The organism is Streptomyces sp. NPDC048462 (genome assembly GCF_043200175.1).
Taxonomy (GTDB): domain Bacteria; phylum Actinomycetota; class Actinomycetes; order Streptomycetales; family Streptomycetaceae; genus Streptomyces.
Map to the genome: position 1 here is coordinate 478,730 of NZ_JBICXG010000003.1, position 17,785 is coordinate 496,514.

General features: G+C 71.6%; 16 protein-coding genes. 12 read left to right on the forward strand and 4 right to left on the reverse strand.

Annotated features, from left to right (window positions below):
* Positions 1–94 precede the first annotated feature (94 nt).
* The 7 genes from ACGFU6_RS08110 (at position 95) to ACGFU6_RS08140 (ending at position 6,947) form a co-directional block, all read left to right on the forward strand.
* Positions 95–1,459 (forward strand): ABC transporter substrate-binding protein, encoded by a 1,365-nt coding sequence (locus tag ACGFU6_RS08110; protein ID WP_393609075.1) that lies wholly within the window; start codon positions 95–97, stop codon positions 1,457–1,459.
* Positions 1,456–2,439, forward strand: a complete 984-nt coding sequence (locus ACGFU6_RS08115; RefSeq protein WP_393608926.1) for a carbohydrate ABC transporter permease — start codon at positions 1,456–1,458, stop codon at positions 2,437–2,439. Before ACGFU6_RS08110 ends, ACGFU6_RS08115 begins: the two co-directional genes overlap by 4 nt.
* Positions 2,436–3,326 carry a carbohydrate ABC transporter permease gene (locus ACGFU6_RS08120; protein ID WP_393608928.1) on the forward strand — a complete coding sequence of 297 codons (891 nt, stop codon included), beginning with the start codon at positions 2,436–2,438 and terminating at the stop codon, positions 3,324–3,326. Before ACGFU6_RS08115 ends, ACGFU6_RS08120 begins: the two co-directional genes overlap by 4 nt.
* Positions 3,323–4,312, forward strand: coding sequence for a zinc-dependent alcohol dehydrogenase family protein (locus ACGFU6_RS08125; RefSeq protein WP_393608930.1), 990 nt, complete (start codon positions 3,323–3,325; stop codon positions 4,310–4,312). Before ACGFU6_RS08120 ends, ACGFU6_RS08125 begins: the two co-directional genes overlap by 4 nt.
* Positions 4,309–5,244, forward strand: coding sequence for a PfkB family carbohydrate kinase (locus ACGFU6_RS08130; RefSeq protein WP_393608931.1), 936 nt, complete (start codon positions 4,309–4,311; stop codon positions 5,242–5,244). The genes ACGFU6_RS08125 and ACGFU6_RS08130 overlap by 4 nt, the downstream gene beginning before the upstream one ends.
* A 238-nt stretch (positions 5,245–5,482) precedes the next feature.
* Positions 5,483–6,265: a hypothetical protein gene (locus tag ACGFU6_RS08135; RefSeq protein ID WP_393608933.1), complete on the forward strand. Its 783-nt coding sequence runs from the start codon at positions 5,483–5,485 to the stop codon at positions 6,263–6,265.
* Positions 6,266–6,290: 25 nt separating this feature from the next.
* Entirely contained in the window at positions 6,291–6,947 is a 657-nt protein-coding gene (locus tag ACGFU6_RS08140) for a sortase domain-bontaining protein (RefSeq protein WP_393608934.1), read from the forward strand.
* A 97-nt stretch (positions 6,948–7,044) separates the two neighbouring features.
* Here ACGFU6_RS08140 and ACGFU6_RS08145 read toward each other — a convergent pair whose 3' ends face one another.
* Positions 7,045–7,224 carry a hypothetical protein gene (locus tag ACGFU6_RS08145; RefSeq protein WP_393608935.1) on the reverse strand — a complete coding sequence of 60 codons (180 nt, stop codon included), beginning with the start codon at positions 7,222–7,224 and terminating at the stop codon, positions 7,045–7,047.
* A 174-nt stretch (positions 7,225–7,398) separates the two neighbouring features.
* On the opposite strand from ACGFU6_RS08145, the gene ACGFU6_RS08150 reads away from it, so the two are divergent.
* Both ACGFU6_RS08150 and ACGFU6_RS08155 read left to right on the forward strand, forming a co-directional pair.
* Positions 7,399–8,226 (forward strand): LPXTG cell wall anchor domain-containing protein, encoded by an 828-nt coding sequence (locus tag ACGFU6_RS08150; RefSeq protein ID WP_393608936.1) that lies wholly within the window; start codon positions 7,399–7,401, stop codon positions 8,224–8,226.
* A 67-nt stretch (positions 8,227–8,293) separates the two neighbouring features.
* Entirely contained in the window at positions 8,294–9,028 is a 735-nt protein-coding gene (locus ACGFU6_RS08155; RefSeq protein WP_393608938.1) for a class F sortase, read from the forward strand.
* Between the two features lie 497 nt (positions 9,029–9,525).
* Here the strand turns inward: ACGFU6_RS08155 and ACGFU6_RS08160 are convergent, their stop codons facing one another.
* The 3 genes from ACGFU6_RS08160 to ACGFU6_RS08170 all read right to left on the reverse strand — a co-directional run bounded on the left by ACGFU6_RS08160 (position 9,526) and on the right by ACGFU6_RS08170 (position 12,679).
* Positions 9,526–10,179: a GPP34 family phosphoprotein gene (locus ACGFU6_RS08160; protein WP_393608940.1), complete on the reverse strand. Its 654-nt coding sequence runs from the start codon at positions 10,177–10,179 to the stop codon at positions 9,526–9,528.
* 77 nt (positions 10,180–10,256) lie between these two features.
* Positions 10,257–10,886: a TetR/AcrR family transcriptional regulator gene (locus tag ACGFU6_RS08165; RefSeq protein ID WP_393608941.1), complete on the reverse strand. Its 630-nt coding sequence runs from the start codon at positions 10,884–10,886 to the stop codon at positions 10,257–10,259.
* Positions 10,887–11,329: 443 nt separating this feature from the next.
* Entirely contained in the window at positions 11,330–12,679 is a 1,350-nt protein-coding gene (locus ACGFU6_RS08170; protein ID WP_393608942.1) for a hydrolytic protein, read from the reverse strand.
* Positions 12,680–13,039: 360 nt separating this feature from the next.
* Between ACGFU6_RS08170 and ACGFU6_RS08175 the strand changes: the two genes are divergently transcribed.
* From ACGFU6_RS08175 to ACGFU6_RS08185, 3 genes are all read left to right on the forward strand, one after another.
* Positions 13,040–13,732, forward strand: a complete 693-nt coding sequence (locus ACGFU6_RS08175; protein ID WP_393608944.1) for a LuxR C-terminal-related transcriptional regulator — start codon at positions 13,040–13,042, stop codon at positions 13,730–13,732.
* A gap of 145 nt (positions 13,733–13,877) precedes the next feature.
* Positions 13,878–17,066, forward strand: a complete 3,189-nt coding sequence (locus ACGFU6_RS08180; protein WP_393608946.1) for a hypothetical protein — start codon at positions 13,878–13,880, stop codon at positions 17,064–17,066.
* On the forward strand, positions 17,063–17,767 hold the full coding sequence (locus ACGFU6_RS08185) for a DUF4255 domain-containing protein (RefSeq protein ID WP_393608948.1): 705 nt from the start codon (positions 17,063–17,065) through the stop codon (positions 17,765–17,767). Before ACGFU6_RS08180 ends, ACGFU6_RS08185 begins: the two co-directional genes overlap by 4 nt.
* The last annotated feature ends 18 nt before the right edge of the window (positions 17,768–17,785 follow it).

Consider the following 17,785-nt stretch of genomic DNA (forward strand, 5'->3'; position numbering starts at 1 on the left):
CACGGTCGCGCACCGCCTCCGCCGGCCGGGCGGCCTGACATGGCCAGTACAAAACGCAAGCAGTCCCTCGATGACGAGTGATCAGGAGAACCACATGCTCCACCTTCAGCAACGCCGAAGCAGGCTGAGTGTGCGACTGGGCACCGGCGCCGCCCTCACGGCCCTGCTCGCCGGGTGCAGCGGCGCGGGCGGCGGCAGCTCGTCCGGCGACAACGACTCGATCAACGTACTCATGGTGAACAACCCTCAGATGGTGCAGCTGCAGAAGCTCACCGCGGCCAACTTCACCAAGGAGACCGGCATCGAGGTGCACTTCACGGTGCTGCCGGAGAACGACGTACGCGACAAGATCACCCAGGACTTCTCCAACCAGGCGGGCCAGTACGACGTCGCCACCATCAGCAACTTCGAGGTGCCGTTCTACGCGAAGAACGGCTGGCTGCACCCGCTCGACGACTACACGGCCAAGGACAAGGCCTTCGACCAGAAGGACATCCTGAAGCCGCTCCAGGAATCCCTTACCGCGCAGGACGGCAAGCTCTACGCCGAGCCGTTCTACGGCGAGTCCTCCTTCCTCATGTACCGCAAGGACGTCTTCGCCGAGAAGAACCTGAAGATGCCGGCCAAGCCCACCTGGCAGCAGGTCGCCGACCTGGCGGCCAAGGCGGACGGCGCCAGGAGCGGCATGAAGGGCATCTGCCTGCGCGGCCTGCCCGGCTGGGGCGAGGTCATCGCACCGCTGACCACCGTCGTCAACACCATGGGCGGCACCTGGTTCGACAAGGACTGGAACGCCAGGCTCGACTCTCCCGAGTTCAAGAAGGCCGTCCAGTTCTACGTCGACCTGGTGAAGAAGCACGGCGAAGCGGGCGCTCCCCAGTCCGGCTACGCCGAGTGCCTCAACAACATGACGCAGGGCAAGACGGCCATGTGGTACGACGCCACCGCAGGCGCCGGATCGCTGGAGGCCGCCGGCTCCCCGGTCAAGGGCAAGGTCGGATACGTCGCCGCGCCCGTCGAGAAGACCGACACCTCGGGCTGGCTCTACACCTGGGCCTGGGGCATGCAGAAGGCCTCCAAGAAGACCGACAGTGCCTGGAAGTTCATCTCCTGGGCCTCCGGCAAGGACTACGAGAACCTCGTCGGCGAGAAGGTCGGCTGGCCCGACGTGCCCGCGGGCAAGCGCGCCTCGACGTACTCCAACAAGGACTACCTGAAGGACGCCTCCGCGTTCGCGAGCGTCACCCAGCAGGCCATCGCCGGCGCGAACCCGCGTGACCCCGGAACCCAGCCCCGGCCGACCGTGGGTATCCAGTTCGTCGACATCCCGGAGTTCACCGACCTGGGCACCAAGGTCTCGCAGGAGATCAGCTCCGCGATCGCCGGCCGCCAGTCGGTGTCCGACGCCCTGAAGGCCTCGCAGGCACTCGCCGAAAAGGTCGGCAAGGAGCAGAAGTGAGTACCTCCGTATCCACCCCGGAAGTCTCGCCCGCCGGAGCACCCGGTGACGCAACCGCACCCCGCAAGGCCGGAAAGGGCCCCGGCCGGGCCCGGGTCTGGGCCACCCGCGCCCCACTGCTGCCCGCCCTGATCTTCCTGATCGCCGTGACCCAGCTGCCCTTCGTTGCAACGGTCGTGATCTCGTTCTTCGACTGGAACTCGCTCTCGCCCGACTCGCGCAGCTTCAACGCGTTCGCCAACTACGGCCAGGTGTTCAGCGATCCGAGCCTGCGCGACTCGGTGTTCACCACGGTCTGGCTCACGGCGGGAGTCGTGATCGTGAGCGTCGTGCTCGGGCTCCTCCTCGCCCTGCTGCTCGACCGCGCGTTCATCGGCCGGGGATTCGTCCGAACCCTGCTGATCACCCCGTTCCTCCTGGTGCCCGTCTCGGCGGCGCTGATGTGGAAGCACCTGCTGTACAACCCCGAGTACGGCCTGCTGAACGGGGGCTGGGCCTGGTTCACCGGACTGTTCGGCGTCGACAGCCCCGCTCAGCCCGACTGGATCTCCGACATGCCGCTGGCCGCGGTCGCGACCGCGCTCATCTGGCAGTGGACCCCGTTCATGATGCTCATCCTGCTCGCCGGACTGCAGAGCCGGTCCGCCGAGCAGATGGAGGCCGCACGGCTGGACGGCGCGAACGCCTGGCAGATGTTCTGCTACCTGACACTGCCGCACCTGCGCCGGTACCTGGAACTGGGCGTACTGCTCGGCTCCATCTACATCGTGCAGAACTTCGACGCCGTGTTCACCATCACCGCCGGCGGACTCGGCACCGCGAACCTCCCGTACACGATCTACCAGACCTTCTACCAGGCTCACGAATACGGACTGGCGTCCGCCGCAGGCGTGGTCGTGGTGATCGGCACCATCGTCGTCGCGACCCTCGCCCTGCGCGTGGTCTCGTCCCTCTTCAGTGAGGAGGCGAACCGCGCATGAGTACCCTGACCGCTCCGCAAGCCGCCCCCACCGTCCGCGCCGACCACGCACGGGCCCTGCGCAGGGGCAGGCGACGCTCCACCGTCCTCGGGCTGGTCGCCTGGATCGTCGGCATCGCCTTCTGCGCCCCCGCACTCTGGATGCTGCTCACCTCCTTCCACTCGGAGGCCGACGCCGCGACCAACCCCCCGTCGCTCGGCGCACCCCTCACCCTCGACGGCTACCGGGTGTTCTTCGGCGCCGGCGGAGGCGCGAGCCCCTGGCCGCCGCTGATCAACTCCGTGACCGCGTCGGTCTTCTCCACGCTCTTCGTGCTCGTACTCGCGCTCCCCGCCGCGTACGCGCTCTCCATCAAGCGAGTGGAGAAGTGGACGGACGTGATGTTCTTCTTCCTGTCCACGAAGATGCTGCCGGTCGTGGCGGGGCTGCTGCCGGTGTACCTGTTCGCCAAGAACACCGGAATGCTGGACAACATCTGGTTCCTCGTCATCCTCTACACGTCGATGAACCTGCCGATCGCGGTCTGGATGATGCAGTCGTTCCTGGCCGATGTGCCGGTGTCCATCATCGAGGCCGCCCAGGTCGACGGGGCCCGGCTGCCCACCGTGCTGGCCAGGGTGGTGGCGCCGGTCGCCGCACCCGGGATCGCGGCCACCTCGCTCATCTGCTTCATCTTCAGCTGGAACGAGCTGCTCTTCGCCCGGGTGCTCACCGGGGTGACGGCCCAGACCGCCCCCGTCTTCCTGACGAGCGTCGTCACCAGCCAGGGGCTCTTCCTCGCCCAGCTGTGCGCCGCGTCCGTCGTCGTGTCCCTGCCGGTGCTCGCCGCCGGCTTCGCCGCCCAGGACAAACTCGTCCAGGGCCTTTCTCTTGGAGCTGTCAAATGAGGGCTGCGATCATCGAATCCGTCGGCAAGGTGTCGGTCGAGACCGTCCCCGACCCCACCCCCGGCCCCCGGGACGTGGTCGTCGCGGTCAAGGCCTGCGGACTCTGCGGCACCGATCTGCACATCCTCCAGGGCGAGTTCGCACCCGCGCTGCCCATCATTCCGGGGCACGAGTTCGCCGGTGAGATCGTGGAGACCGGCTCGGAGGTGACCGAGCTGGTTATCGGGGACAAGGTCGCCGTCGATCCGTCGTTGCACTGCCACGAGTGCCACTACTGCCGCAGCGGACGCGGGAACCTCTGCGACAACTGGAACGCGATCGGGGTCAGCAAGCCCGGCGGGGCCGCCGAGTTCGCCGTCGCCCCGGTGGCGAACTGCGTCAAGCTCCCCGACCACGTCGACGTGCGCACCGCGGCGCTGATCGAGCCGCTCTCCTGCGCCGTGCGCGGCTACGACGTGCTCAGCTCCACGCTGGGCGCCAAGGTGCTCATCTACGGTTCCGGCACCATGGGGCTGATGATGCTGGAGCTGGCCAAGCGCACCGGCGCCGCGTCCGTCGACATCCTGGACGTCAACCCGGACCGGCTGACCACCGCCGTCAAGCTCGGTGTCTCGCGCTCGGCCGCCTCGGCGGACGAGCTGGAGACGGTACGGGGCTGGGACGTCGTCGTCGATGCCACCGGTAACGCGGGCGCCATCCAGGACGGCCTCGGCCGGGTCGCCAAGGGCGGCACGTTCCTGCAGTTCGGCGTCGCGGACTACGCGACGACCGCCGTCATCGAGCCCTACCGGATCTACAACCAGGAGATCACGATCACCGGCTCGATGGCCGTGCTGCACAGCTACGAGCGGGCCGCCGCGCTGTTCGCCGGGGGAGTCATCGACCCCGCGGTCTTCATCAGCGACCGGCTGCCGCTGGAGCAGTACCCGGCAGCCCTGGAGCGGTTCAAGGCCGGCCAGGGCCGCAAGATCGTGGTCGAGCCGTGACCGGTGGCCCCGATGCCGTCCTGGTGATGGGCGAGGCGCTCATCGACCTGGTGCCGTCCCCGGACGATCCGGGGACCCACCGGGCGCAGCCCGGCGGCGCACCCGCCAACGTCGCCGCCGGGCTGGCCCGGCTGGGCACGCCCAGCTGGTTCGCGGGAGGGCTCGGCGGCGACGGGTTCGCCCGACTGATCGAGGAGCGGCTGGTCTCCGCAGGAACGCGGCTGGACCTGTGCGCCCGTTCGGAGCTGCCCACCGCACTCGCGGTCGCCGACCCGGGCCCCGACGGCACCGGCTACCACTTCCACCTGCAGGACACCGCCACCTTCCGGCTGCCGGAGCGCACGGCCGACGTGGGCCGCTTCGGCGCCGTGTACGCGGGCGGACTCGCCGCGGTCGTCGCGCCCGCCGCCGAGGCCGTGGCCGCGACCGCGCGCGCCGCGGCCGGGCACCGCGTGCTGGTGGTCGACCCGAACGTGCGCGGGGACCGCACCCTGGACAGCGGCTCCGCCGTACGGCGGCTGCGGGAGCTGTGCGCACTGGCCGGGATCCTCAAGGTCAGCGACGAGGACGTGACCGCGCTCTGGCCGGGGGTGTCCCCGGAGGACACCTGTGAGCGGCTTGCCGCGGAGAACCGGCTGGTGGTCCTCACCCGGGGCCCGGCGGGCAGTACCGCCTTCGGCCGGGAGTCCGGACGGGTGTCGGTGCCCGCGGTGCCGGTCGAGGTGGTCAACACGATAGGCGCCGGGGACGCGTTCATGGCCGGGACGCTCAACTGGCTGAGCGATGCCGGGGCGTTCCGCGACGGCGGCGCGGTGCGGCTGTCGCGCGAGAGGGCCGCCGAGATGCTGACGTTCGCGTCGCGGGTGGCGGCCTCCGTCGTCGCCCGGTCGGGCACGGAGCCGTCGCGCCCCGGGGCCGGCCTCGGCCGCTGAGCCCGCACAGCACGTTCGGCGGGCGCGCCACTGCCGTCGCACGCCCGCCGGTCACTCTCCGGACCTGCCGGAACGGCTCGAATGCCCGCTCCGGCGCGCGGCGAACCTTCACCGGCTCTAACGTCACGACAGGTGCATATTCGTGTACTTTACGTGAGCATTTTTGCCGTGCAGCTGGCCGGCTGAAGGTGCTGCCGCCGGTGCGGGATCCCGTACCGGCGGGACCGAAGGAGAGACCTTGAAGAAGATAGCCGCGTCGCTGCTGGCCGCCCTGACCATGGCCGGCTCCACCCTGGCGATCGCCCCGCCGGCCTCGGCCGGTGACACGGGGTCCGGCCACGCGGGAAGCGACGTCTTCACGACGACGTTGAACCCGGTGCCCACGAACAACGTCACCGGCTCCGGCACCGCCAGGATCCGCCTCGAAGGCAACAAGGCCACGGTGACGGTCGACGCCAAGGGGCTCCTCGCGGGCGTTCCGCACGCGCAGCACATCCACATCGACGGGCAGGGCCGCTGTCCCACGGCGGCGGACGCCGGTGTGCACAACGGCAAGAAGTCGATGAGCACGTCGGACGGCATGAAGGCGTACGGCATGATCGGTACGTCCCTCACCACCAGCGGCGACAACACACCGGCCAGCGCGCTGGCCGTCGACCGCTTCCCGATGGGGTCCTCGTTCCACTACGAGCGCACCCAGATGGTCACCGACGACGTGGTCAAGAGCATCCGTGCGAACAACTCGGCCATCGTCGTCCACGGCATCGACTACGACGGCAGCGGCAAGTTCACAGACGTACTCGGCGCCAGTGAGCTCGACCCCAAGCTCCCGCAGGTCGCCACCGCGCCCGCGCTGTGCGGTGTGATGCGCGCTCAGATGTCCGGTGGCGTCGCCGCCGGCGCGGGCAGCACCCAGGGTCTGCAGCACACCGGCCTGATGTCGGCGGGTGCGGCCGCCATCGCGGTCGGCGGAGCCGGCTTCCTCGTGATCCGTCGTCGCAAGGCCAGCGGTCAGGCATGAGCACCGTGGCACCGGGGCGTCGGTGATGCGAGAGACCCCGGCCCCCGGGACGGGCGGCCGCAGCATCTGGACCGCTGCGGCCGCCCTGTGCGTACTCGCCGGCGCGCTGGCCGTGGGCGTGGCCGTCCACCAGCAGGCCGGGCCACCGCCCCGGCCGCGCACCGTGGTGAGTGTGTCGCCGCCGCCCCCGGCCGGCCGTGCGACGGCGCCACAGGACGGCATGCCCAGATCGGTACCGACCGCGGTCCGGATCCCCGCCGTGGGGCTGAACGCCACCCTCGTACCGGAGGAACTCGACGGCGACGGGCAACTGCCGCTGCCCCGGGGCAGGGACCGGGCGAGCTGGGTCGGTTCCTCCGCCACGCCGGGCGAGCGCGGCACCGCCGTGCTCGCGGGACACGTCGACACCACCTCCGGCCCCGCGGCGTTCTACAGCCTGGGCGCCGTCAAGCCCGGTATGGCCGTGTCCGTCGCACGCCGTGACGGGACCACCGCGCACTTCACGATCGACGCGGTGGCCGTCTACCCCAAGGACGAGTTCCCCGACTCCACCGTCTACGGCCCCACTCCCGGCCCGAGCCTGCGCCTGCTGACCTGCACCGGCTGGGACCCGGGCGCGCGCGAGTACCGGGAGAACGTGGTCGTCTACGCCACCCCACGTCAGAAGCCCGCCCCCGGGTGACGTTCCGGACGGGGGCGGGCCTGTGGTGGTGGGTATCGCTGCTCTGACGCGGACGGAGGCCGGGCGGTGGGGCGTGGTGCTGCCCACGGGCCGCGGATCAGCGCCTGCGCGACCTGCCGGCCCCCCATCCGGTGCCGATCCCGCCCACGTGCAACGCCAGGGCCGTCAGGCCGAGCAGCATCACGTTCACGGACGAGAAGACGTCGTTGGTCGCGATGTCAGCGGCATTGATCAGGAAGGCGATGAAGAAGAGGACGGCTGCGACTATTCCGAGCATCGGTGGAACTCCTGTTCTCGAGTGGTGAACCCCATGTGCCCCCGTTCGCGGCTCCCATACGAGAGATGTCGTGCTCAGACCAATCCATCGCGCCGACGGCGCCGAATAGACGACATCAGCGACCGAACGCGGTTCCGGTTCTGTGACCGGACCGCCGGAAGGGGATGCGTCTTCGTGAATGCCCGCCGTTCAACCCGTCTCACCGCTCTGCTGGCTGTGCCCGCCGCGCTCACGCTCTGCGCGGCCGTGCCCGCCATGGCGCACGACGGCCATGTCGCCGGCAGCGCGGCGAAAGCCGCCGACGGCGACACGTACCAGATCGACCTGAACCAGTTGAACAGCTCCGGCGCCAGTGGCACGGCCCTGGTGAGCGTGGAGGGCGACAAGCTCACGGTGAAGATCGAGGCCGAGGGCCTGGTCCCCGGCCAGCCGCACGCGCAGCACATCCACGGCTCGACCGACGGCCATGACTTCCGCTGCCCGGACATGAGCGCCGACAAGGACGGTGACGGCATCGTCAGCACGGCCGAGGGGCTGCCGGTGTACGGGGACATCAACATCTCCTTGACCACCAAGGGCGACACGTCCAAGAACAGCGGCCTCGCCGTCGACCGGATGCCCGTCGCGGACAAGGACGGGAAGCTGAGCTACTCCCGGACCATTCCCGTCTCGCACGCCGTGGCCGAGCACATCAAGGATCTCCACGTCGTCCAGCACGGCATCGACCCGAACGGCAACGCCAAGTACGACTTCGGCAAGGGCAAGAGCGAACTCGACCCGAAGCTGCCGCAGGAGGCCACGGCTCCGGCGAGCTGCGGCATGGTCAAGGGTGCCGCGGTCGGCTCCATGCCCGTGGGCGGCGTCGAGACGGGCAGCGGGAGCACCGCGGGTGTGGAGTCGCCCGGTCTGTTCGCGGCGGGCGGCGCGGCGCTCCTCGCGGCGGGCGGGCTGTTCGTCGTACGGCGCCGGACGCGCACGGCGGACGCCCGGCACGACGGCTGAGGCGCGCCACACCGACGGACGCGCCGTCGGATGCCCGTAACAGCCGGACGCAGGGACAGGTGAAGCGATGAACGAGATACCCGACGAAGGCGCGCACCGCACGAGGGCCCGGCGGCGCAATGTCACGCTCATCGCCCTCACCGCCGCCCTGCTCCTGACCGGTGGGCTGCTGCTGGCTCTGGGAACGAGCCGGCAGCAGCCCGCTCCGCCCCCCGCCGCGGACAGGGGGAGTCCGGCCGCCACCGGACAGCCCCCGGTGCGACAGGGGGCGAAGCCCGCGACGCCGTCGGGGAAACCGGACACCGCCGCACCGTCCGGGAAGCCGCACACCGCGGCGCTGCCCGCGTCCCGGCCCGTCGGCATCACGATTCCCTCGCTCAAGGTGACCTCCACCCTGGAGGAGCTCGGGCTCGGCAAGGACCGCGCCATGGAGACCCCGCGGGACCCGGACAAGGCGGGCTGGTACCGCCCCGGGGCCACGCCCGGAGCCGTGGGCCCCGCCGTGATAGCGGGTCATGTCACCTGGAACGGCGCGCCCGGGGTGTTCTTCGGGCTCGGCAAGCTCCGTCCCGGTGACCGGATCAGCGTCCGGCGCGCGGACGGGCGGACCGCCGACTTCACCGTCGACCGGACCGCCGTCTACCCCAAGGACCGGTTCCCCACCGTCGAGGTCTACCGCAACCTCGACCACGCCGGGCTCCGCCTGATCACCTGTGGCGGCGACTACTCCAAGGACGACAGCCACTACGCCGACAACGTCGTCGTGTACGCCACCCTCACCGGCAGCCACGGTCCCGCATAGGCGGGCACGGCGGCACGGGCCGGGGAGCGCGGGCAGCCGGGCCCGTGCCGGCGCGGGCGGCCGCGGGCGGCGCTTCACCCGGACAGGTGATACCGGTACCGAATCCGCTCCGGCTCCAATCCGCAGGCGCCCCGTCTCCGAATGACTGTCGGAGCGGGGCTCACGGCGAGAGGTCCGCCTCGGCCGCTCGGGGCCGGGCCGGAAACCACCCGGCAGGGCCCCGGGCGGGCATCGCCCCACATACGTGCGCCGGACCCGTCAACGGGGACGAAGCCACCGCACAGGACCGCGTTCCGGAGCCGACCAGGTCGGACCCGGACCCCGGGCCGAGGAGCCGGAACTCCTTCGGTGGCCCCGTGGTCCGGTGCGCAGGTCCCGTGCCGGCTCGACAACCTCCACTCGTGAGCCGGAGCGGGACCGGCGGTCCGCCGGTGCCTGCAGCCGGCGGACCGCACCCGCCCGTCCCCGCCCCGCTCGGCGCGGTCCGGCCCCGGTGTTCAGCTTCCCCAGCCGCCGCCGACCGCCCTGCTCGACAGGTACGAGTCGCGCAGCGCCGCGCGCAGCCCTGGAACGAGCCCGTCGTAATGCGCGGCGAGCTTCTTCAGCGCCGCCTTGTGTTCGCGGCGCTCCTTGCCGGTGAACACGCTGGACACCTCGGCCTCGGCCGCGAACACGGCCATGGTCAGCTCGTCCACCGGGACCGACGCCGGATCATCGCCGAGGAGTACGGCGTCGCGAACCCGATCCTGCAGGGCGCGCACCTGTTGCGGGTCGTTTACCTGGACCCGGTCGACCGAGACCAGGCCGAGCCGCTTCTCGCGGTGGACCGTGATCGCGCCCGCCCCGGCGAGCTGCTCCCGGACCGGCTTCTCGGCGGTGTGGGCCTTGTTGTGGACGAACTGGAGCCAGCGCTTGGGCTTCTCCGTGGGCAGGTCGTGCCAGACGTCGGCGAGGAAGGGGTCGCCCGGCGGCTTGGCGGCGCGCCGGACGGCCTTGCCTCCCTCGGCGCGGACCAGCCCGCCGACGGTCAGCCCGGTCAGCGCTCCGGCGCGCAGCAGCTGGCCGCGCCCCTGGAGATTGGTGAGCTCGAACTTCTCGGCGTCCACGGTGTAGCAGAGCAGGTAAAGGTTCTGGGGCAGTGACTGGGCCATTTCTCTTCCTCTGCCTTCCTCGTCGTTCGTCGTGTTGACGGGGGCGTCCGCCGGCCCGGGTGTCCGGTCGCGCGCCCTCAGGTGACCGGGCCGCCGACGGCTCCGCCGGTGGCCGTGCGGATCGCGTGGGCGTAGCGCAGCGAAACGGCCGTCACGTCCTCGTACTCGGTGAGGCCGGCTCCGGCGAGGACGGCGGCGCCGATCTCCTCGTCCAGCACCCGCAGGACCGCGGCGGCCGAAGCGGCGTACAGCCGCACCTCCGGATCACCGGCGGGGCGCCCGAGGCGGTCGCCGATGATCACGCACATCTCCCGTTCCGTCTGGTCACAGGCCATCAGCCAGGCGGTGCGGAGCGCCGGTTCGGTGTCGGCGAGCCGGATCATCTTCATCGCGAGCGTCTCGTCCGCGATGTCGACGGGCGGCGTCCCGTGACGGAGCCGGGTCAGTTCCGCGGCCAGATGGTCTTCGAGTGATCTCTCCCGGGGCCAGTCGCGCAGCACGCTCAGCAGGGTGACGACGCCCTGCGCGACGATCGGCTCGGCGCAGCTCTCCTTGCTCCGGAAGTGCCGCCAGAGGGTGCGGGTGGAGAGGCCGACCGCCTGGGCGATCTGGTCGCCGCTCGTCGCGGCCACTCCCTGTTCCCAGAACAGGCGTGCCGCCTCCCGTGAGATCTCCAGGCGCAGCCGCAGCCGACGCCGCTCGCTCATCCCTCCCGTGCCGCGCGTCTTCGTCGGCATGGCACCGCATCACCCTCCCGCGTCGCACTCTCGCGCTGTCTTCGAGAGACAGTGTGTCACTTAGTGACAGAGGCGGAAAGGGTGTCGTGTCGAAGCGCTTGCGTCCGGGGGCCCGAACTCCTGCCCGGGACACGCGCGCTGTCACGGCGAAAGTCGGCCACTTTGCGATCCGCGCAGGTCGTTCGTGCTGCGGGAGACGTGGGTGCCACCATCGACGGGCTGGGCCGGATCATCGGCCGTGGTGCGGGGAGCGGTGGCGGATCACCGCTGGATGCGCCGCCCCGCCGCCCCGCCCCTGCCTCTCCGTCGGCCCGCGGTCCTCGGTCGAGTGCGGTGTCGATTTTCAGACGAAACGATAAATCTCCCGTTTCGGACGGCCCCGCGCTGGTCGATATTGTCCCGGAAGGCCTGGTTCATTGCTTGACGGGGCTGAGCACACCACTCACGTTCAGGACTTCGTGGCACTCCTGCGCCCGACGCCCGGTGGCCGGTGTACCCGGCTTCGCACAGGTCACGTTGACGGTCACGGTCTCGTTCTCGGTGATCTTGATAGGGGTGACCCAGTGGTAGTCCTGGTTGCGGAAGGTCTCCAGCGCGATCGTGGTGATCTTCCGCTTGCCGAACGTGATCGTGATCACCCCTTCGTCGCCCTGGAAGTTGGCGACGACGATGTCCGTGATCCCGAAGACGTGGTCCTCGGGCACCTTGTACGTACCCGCCTCGCTCTTCCCGCCGGACGTCTTCAGGTCGATGGTGGCCGAACTCTGCTGGCCGCCGCCCGCCGGGGTGCCGTCGCCGCCCGTGCCCGGCGTCGTCCCGGGGCTCGCTCCGGGCTGCGCGCCCTTGTCCCCGCCGGACGGGTCGTCCTTGCCGCCGCCCGAACCGGTGCCCGGCGACTGGCTGTCCTGCGCCCCGCCCGGATTGGGGCGCGCCTGGACCTCCTTCGTGGCGGCCTCCTTCGCCGCGCTGCGCACCGCGGGACGCACCAGCGTGAACCAGGCCAGGAGCAGCGCGAGCAGCGCGGCGAGCACCGCGAGCAGCCACTTCGGGAAGATCGGGATCTGGACGAACTCGGCGTTCAGCGGCGGCCGGACGACGGTCTCGTCACGCCGTGCCTCCTCCTGGGCGGCGGGCTCTACGGACTCGGCGGCGTCCACGGTGAACGGCCACACCACCGGGGAGCCGAACCACACCGGCTTGCCGGTGCGGACCCGCAGCCGGACCTCCGCCGACTCGCCGGGCTCCAGCTTCGGCTTCGCCGGGCTGAAGGCGAACCGCAGCTCCTCACCCGCCTGACCGGGGGCGAAGCCCACCTGCGCCGGGGTGTTGCCGAGGTTGCGCACCGCGAGGCGGTAGCGGCCGCGCAGCCAGCCGCGCCGGCGACGCGGCGCCAGCTCGGTGTGCAGCTCGTGGAACTCCTCGACGGTCACGACGGTTTCGGGCACCCGTACCGACTCCGGGTGCTCGGCCGGCAGGACGCGCACGCCCAGCGGTGTCTCACCGGGCCGGATGTCCGGCGAACGCGGTGGGTCCAGACGGATCGTCACCGTCTCGGACGTGCCGGGATAGAGGGAGACCCGCGGGGGCTCCACGGTGGCCCAGGGAGCGCAGTCCCCGACGACCTCCAGGCTGTACGCCTCGACGATGTCGCTGTCGTTGTGGACGGTCAGGCTGGTGGTGGCGGTGCTGCCCGGCGCAACGGTCACCGCCGGGATGTCGAGGCCGGGCGCGCTGGGGCCGGAGGGGGATGCGGAAGGCGTCACACCGCCACGGTAGAAGCGCGCCGCGCCCGCCACGAGGAGCGCAAGGGCAAGACCCGGGCAGTCGCGGTGCCCGGGAAGTCAAGACCAACTCCACCATTTCGGTGAGCTGTTGACCGGACCGTCCGGTCCCGCCGTCGGCCGCCCGCGCCCGCGACGGCCGTTGACCGCCCCTCGGGTCACCCGCTCGTACGTCCTCGTGCCCACGACCCTCTGCTCACGAACCCTCCACACTCCCTCCGTTCACGAACCCCCCGTCCGCGAACTCTCACCTCACGAACCCTCTGCTCACGAACCCTCTGCCCACGGACTCATGAAACAGGAACTGCACCCATGACCTGCCCAGAGCAGTACCGTCCGGCCGTGTCCGTCACCACACCCCGTCTGTCCAGCCAGGCACCGGCCGTGCACCGGACCTCCCAGACCGACCGCCCGGACCAGGTGACCGTCGCCGTGTACGCCGCCGATCCGGTCCTGCACGTCGGTGTCGTCCAGCAGTTACGCCGGCGGCCCGAGATAAGTCTGCTCGACGACGCCGATGCGGAGCAGGCCCAGGCCTCGCTGGTCGTCGTCGACACCGTCGACGACGACGTGGCGGCCCTGTTGCACCGGCTGCGGCACAACACCGCCACCCGCACCGGCCTGGTGGTCGGTACCCTCGGCGCGGGCGCGCTGCAACGCGTCATAGAGTGCGGCGTCTCGGCGGTGCTGCGGCGTGCCGACGCCGGCCAGGACCAGCTGCTCCACCTCGTCCTGGCGATGGCCAACGGCGAGGGCGTGCTCCCCGGCGACCTGCTCGGCAAGCTGCTCACCCACGTGGGCAGCCTCCAGCGGTCGGCGCTCGACCCGCGGAGCCTGTCGCTCTCCACGCTGACCACGCGCGAGGCGGACATGCTGCGCCTGGTGTCGGAAGGCCTGGACACCGTGGAGATAGCCCGCAAGACCGCCTACTCCGAACGGACCGTGAAGAACGTCCTGCACGAGATCATCACCCGGCTGCAACTGCGCAACCGCGCCCACGCGGTCGGCTACGCACTGCGCAACGGGCTGATCTGACGGCGGCCGGGTACGCCGGCACTGCCCGAAAGCGCACCGAACGTTTCCCCCGGGTACGTCTCCGCCGCCCTGCCGCACCGTACGCGGACCCGGCAGGGTGGCGGGGTACAGCCCGAAACCGCACCAGACAGCGAGGTGGACCGTGATGCGCACCGCCGGCCCCGGTGGGCGGTTCCGCCCGGGAAGACTCGGGGCGTCGTTGCTGCTCCTGATCCCCCTGCTCGCGGTGACAACGGCCTCGGGGGAGGGCAGCGCCGAGCCCCGGGCGCAGGCGGCCGACGCCGCCGCCACCCGGATCGCCTACGCCGGCACCCACCACCGCAGCCTCGGCCAGGTGGAGAGCGACACCCACAGCGCACCGCTGTTCGGCGAGGGCCCCGCCCACTTCGACCTCCAGCCGTCCGCCCTCGGGGACCAACTGGTCTTCGCGAGCCGCCGCGACGAGAAGGCGCCGCAGGTCTACCTGCGGACCGCCGACGGTTCGGTGCGCAAGCTGACCAGCGGCCGGTACGCCGGGCACCCCCAGCTGACGCCCGACGGCCGGTCCGTCGTGTTCGACTCGGCCGAACCCGGTGGCCCGGACGGCCGCAAGCAGCGCGATCTGTGGATCGTGCGCACCGACGGCACCGGCCTCACCCGGCTCACCGACACACCCTGGGACGAGGAGTGCCCGACCGTCTCCCCCAACGGGCAGCGCCTGGCGTACTCCGGCGGCGACGACGCGGCGGCCGGCATGCAGATCTACGTGCGGCCCCTGACGGGCGGCGCCGCGACCCGGGTCACCGACCCCGTCAACGGCGCGGCCACCGAGCCGGCCTGGAACCCGGTCGACGACCCCGCGCACCGCGACCTGATCGCCTACACCTCGGCCGGGCCGCCGGGACCCCGGCTGCGGGTGACCGACGGGCGCACCGACGGGCCGCTGCTGGGTGGCGTACAGGCCGACTGGCGTACCCACGGGGCAGCGTGGCTGCCCGACGGGAACGACGTGCTGTTCCTGAGCCCCGACCGCACCTGCGACTGCGAGGGCGACTGGGACCATGTGTTCCGCGTGACCACGCACTCCGCCGGCACACCGGTACTGAAGCTCAGCGAGGACCGCGAGGTCGAATCGCCCACCTGGACCGGCACGGTCGACGACGGCGGTGTGGTGGTCGAGCGCGTCTCGGCCGCCGGTCCGCACGAGGTGACGCTCCAGGACGCCCGTTCGGACGGATCCGACCCCCGCGACCTGGGGGTGACCATCCTCAACGAGGACCCGGCCGCCGACACCGACACCGATCCGACGCACGACCCGCTCTTCCGGCCCACCACCGGGGACCCGTGGACCGAGCGGCAGAACTACACGCCCGACGGCCGCAGGATCGTGGTGACCCGCTTCGAGGGCGACGCCGGCAACCGTGTCGAGCGGATCTGGATGGTGGACGCCGACGGCTCCAACAAGGCGTACATGAAGCTCGACGGGCGCGGACCGAACGACTGGGACACCGACCCGACGTTCTCCCCGGACGGCAAGTACCTCGCCTTCACCCGGACTTCGCCCGGCGGCGTCGGCGACGCGGCGGGGCCCAGCAGCATCCTGATCGCGGACGTCGCGACCGGCGAGATCCGCGACCGGATCACCGCGCCGGCCGGGCAGCCGCAGGGCGGTGACGCCCAGCCCACCTGGTCCTCCGACGGCACCACCCTGGCCTTCACCCGTAACCAGGTGATCGGCGGGGGCGGCGGCAACAAGCACATCTGGACCGTGCCGGTCAACGACCTGAACGCGCAGCGGGACCTGAGCGCCACGGCGTGTCCGGGGGACTGCGAAGTCATCGACGACAGCCCGGCGTTCTCGCCGGACGGACTCAGCATCGCCTTCAACCGCAAGAACGGCGGCGGCCGGACCGACGAGCACAACGGCATCCTGCTGACGTCGCTGGCGGACGGCGGCTGCCAGGTGCTGCTGCCCGAGGCCGCCCACAACCTCCCCGACGGCTGCCGCCAGGAGCTGCCCGACACCTCGCTCACCGGCCCCTTCCAGCCGCGCGACGCCGCCTGGACGGCCGACGGCACGGGCCTGGTCATCAGCTCCCGCGAGGCGCTCCCGGCCAACAGCCCCGAGAAGCTCTACCTCCTGGACATCGCGACCTGCGCCCTCAGCCCGCTGACCACCGGCCTGCCCGGACGGCAGAAGGAACCCAGCGTGCAGCAGTCCGTGGACCTCGCGGTCCACGCGCCCGGCAACGTCCCGGCGGTGGCCGTCGGCCGCTCCAGGACGATCACCGTCGACGTGGTGAACAACGGCCCCGCCGCGTCCCCCGGCACCCGGCTGACCATCGCCCCGCCGCCCGGCGCCCGGATCAGCGGGCTGACCTGGCCCGGGGGCACCTGCGACGCCGCCTCCCTCCAGTGCGACGTCGGAGTGGTGCGCCCCGGCGAAACGGTCCCGGTGCGCGTCACCCTCGTCGGGGTCACCCCCGGCGACGCACCGTTCGACTGGTCGGTCACCGGCTCCGTAATCGATCCGCAGCCCACCGACAACACCGGCCGCACCGTGGTCCCGGTACGCGAGGACACCCCGCCCCCGACGACGCCACCGCAACCGCCGACACCCACCCGGGCGCCCCCCACCACCGAGCCGCCCCCCACCACCGCACCGCCCACAGCGCCGCCCACCGTGCCCCCGGCCCCGCCCGAGCCGGCGGCCGGTCCCGGGGTACGCGTCACGGCGCAGCCCAACCCCGGTTACGTCGGCGGACGGGTCGTGGTGACGTACACCGTGCGCAACGGCCGCGAGGCACTGGCGACCGGGCTGCGGCTCAGGGTCGGCCTGCCCCGGACGATCCCGAACAGCGGGCCCCCGGCGGGCTGCGACAGCTCCTGGGTGTGCGCGCTGCCCGACCTGGCGCCGGGCGCGAGTACCGTCGTCCGCGTCGTCCTGAGCCCCGACAAGGCGCTGACCGGCAGCGCCACCGGCCTGCTCACCACCACCGGCACCGACGCGGACAAGAGCGACAACACCGCCCGGCAGCCACTGCGCATCCTCCAGCCGCGCATCGTCGCGGTCCCGCCGATCGGCAAGCCCGGCTTCGTCACCTCGGTGCGCGGCAAGGACTTCCCGCCGGGAGCGCCGGTGCGGTTCACCTGGAAGCCCGGCATCACAGCGGCGGCCGCGCCGACCGTCCCGAAACCCGACGGCACCTTCATCGGCCAGCTGCTCATCCTCGCCAAGGACGAGACGGGACCGCGCGTCATCACGGCCAGGGGCCCCGGCTTCTCGGCGGTGAAGACCGACTTCCTGGTGGTCATCGGCAACTGGCAGCCGCCCGGCGAGATGACCCGCCGGTGATCCACGAAGTCGACGAGGCAGTGCGCCGGCTGCTCGGTGAGTCCGGCCTGGAGGCATCGGGCGTCGAGGTGGTCTTCGACGCCCCCACCAAGGACTGGGCGGCCCGCCGCAACGCCCCCACGGTCTGCGTCTTCCTGTACGACATCCGGGAGGACGCCACCCGGCGCGGAAGCGGCGCGGGAGAGGTGTACGACGCGGAAGGACACCTGGTCGCACGCCGCACCCCGCCGCGCTGGTTCGAGCTGACCTACCTGGTCACGGCGTGGGCGAGCCGCCCGCAGGACGAGCACCGGCTGCTCTCCCAGGTGCTCGCCTGCCTGGTGGCGACCGACACGCTGCCGGCCCGGCTGCTCACCGGCACACTCGCCGAACTCGGCCTGACCGTCAGCCTGGACACCGCTGGGGGCAGGCTCGACGCACCGTCCGCGTCGGACGTGTGGTCGGCGCTCGGCGGAGAGCTGAAGGCCTCGCTGGGGGTACTGGTGCGGGCACCGCTGGCCGGAGTGAGCACCGTCCTGGCACCCCCGGTCACCGAAGGGCTCGTCGTGCGCTCCGCGGCCCGCAGCGAGGAGGGGGAGGCGGTGCCGGGACGGCGGCTGCGCTATACGGGGACGAGCGAGGCGGGCCCGGACGGCTTCGCCGGACCGCGCGAGCGCCGCCCCGCCCCCGCGCGCCGCCGCAGGGGAGACCGCCAGCCGTGACCCGTACCGTCGAACCCG